The sequence below is a fragment of the Actinoplanes sp. NPDC048791 genome (assembly GCF_040650095.1).
Taxonomy (GTDB): Bacteria; Actinomycetota; Actinomycetes; order Mycobacteriales; family Micromonosporaceae; genus Actinoplanes.
Genome location: NZ_JBEZGQ010001424.1, coordinates 1 through 1,709 on the forward strand (window position 1 = coordinate 1; position 1,709 = coordinate 1,709).

At 73.6% G+C, this 1,709-nt stretch carries 1 protein-coding gene; it reads left to right on the forward strand.

Translation table 11 applies throughout. From position 1 onward, the window contains the following. Nucleotides 1-1,582, forward strand: a 1,582-nt coding sequence (locus AB0C29_RS47025; RefSeq protein ID WP_360834700.1) for a carbohydrate-binding domain-containing protein, incomplete at its 5' end; no start/stop codon positions are given. Between the last annotated feature and the right edge of the window lie 127 nt (nt 1,583-1,709).

Consider the following 1,709-nt stretch of genomic DNA (forward strand, 5'->3'; position numbering starts at 1 on the left):
GGCCGCCAACGCCCCTGATCACGACGATCCCGCGGATCACGTCTGGAGCGAGTCGGCCGTCGCCGCGGTGACGCTGACCGGCTCGGGCGCCACGTCCACCAGCAGCGGCGTCTCGATCAGCGGCAGCACTGTCACGGTCACCGCCGCCGGCACCTACCGCTTCACCGGTTCGCTCACGAACGGGCGGATCGTGGTCAACAGCACCGGGGCCGGCCTGGTGCGGCTGATCCTCAACGGCGTCACCGTGGCCAACTCGGGTACCGCGCCACTCTCGGTGGTCGCCGCCGACGAGGTCATGGTGGTGCTGGCCGACGGGACCACCAACCGGCTCACCGACCCGGCGACGTACACGACCGCGGTCAACCCGAGCGCCGCCCTGTCCAGCGCGGCCGACCTGACCATCACCGGCGCCGGGGCGCTGACCGTCACCGGCAACGCCGCCGACGGCATCGCCAGCGACGACGGCCTGGTCATCGACTCGGGCACGATCACCGTCACGGCCAGGGACGACGGTGTCCGGGGCCAGGACTACGTCGTGCACACCGGCGGCACGCTGGGGGTCACGGCGAGCGGCGACGCGATCAAGTCCGACGAGACGACCGACGCCACCGAGGGGTACGTCTACCTGGCCGGCGGTGCCCGTACCCTCACCGCACCCGCCGGTGACGGCATCAGCGCGACCACCGACGTCATCGTCGCGGGCGGCAGCCTGACCGCGACGACCGGCGGCGGCAGCACCACGGCCCCGGGCACGGCCTCGACCAAGGCCGTCAAGGCCGGCGTCAGCGTGATCGTCAGCGACGGGCAGCTCAACCTGAACGCGTCCGACGACGGGATCAACTCCAACAACCTGATCACCGTCGACGGCGGCACGCTGACCGTGGCCAGCGGCGACGACGCGGTGCACGCCGACACCGCCCTGACCGTCTCCGCCGGCAGCGTGACCGTGACCAGGTCGTACGAGGGTCTGGAAGCCATGCAGACCACGCTCGCCGGCGGCACAGTCACCGTGACCGCGACCGACGACGCCGTGAACGCCGCCGAGGAGGGCGTGAACGAGATGCAGGTCGCGCCCAACGCCTTCATCAAGGTCACCGGTGGCACGGTGACGGTCAGCGGCGGCACGGACGGGCTCGACTCCAACGGCATCCTGGCCATCTCCGGCGGCACGGTCATCGCCAACGGCTCGCCCACCCGCGGCGGCGGCGAGGGCGGCCTGGACTCCAACGGCGCGCTGACCATGACCGGCGGCTCCATCCTGGCCACCGGCCTGACCGCGTCGACCAGCGCGCTGCCGTCCGGCGGTCAGGCCTGGGTGGCGTACTCGTTCAGCGCGAACCAGCCGGCGGGCACGATCGTGCACCTGGCCACCGCGTCCGGCACCCAGCTCGCCTCGTTCCGCAGCACCCGGGTGCTCAAGGGTGTGCTCTTCGACCTGAGCTCGCTGACCCGCGGCACGTCGTACCGGATCTACACGGGCGGCTCGGTCTCCGGCACCGACGCGGGCGGCGGCCTCTGTCTGGGCGGCACGCTCTCCGGCACCCAGGTCGCCTCGGTGACGGCCGGCAGCGGCCGCGCCTGAGCTCCCCGGATCGGCCGTGACCCCGCCCCTGGGGGCCGCCGGGGGGGGGGGGCGCGGGGTGCCGGGGCCCGGGGGGGGGGGGGGTTTTGGGGTGGGGGGGGGGTGTGGCGGAAGGGGGGCAAGGCGG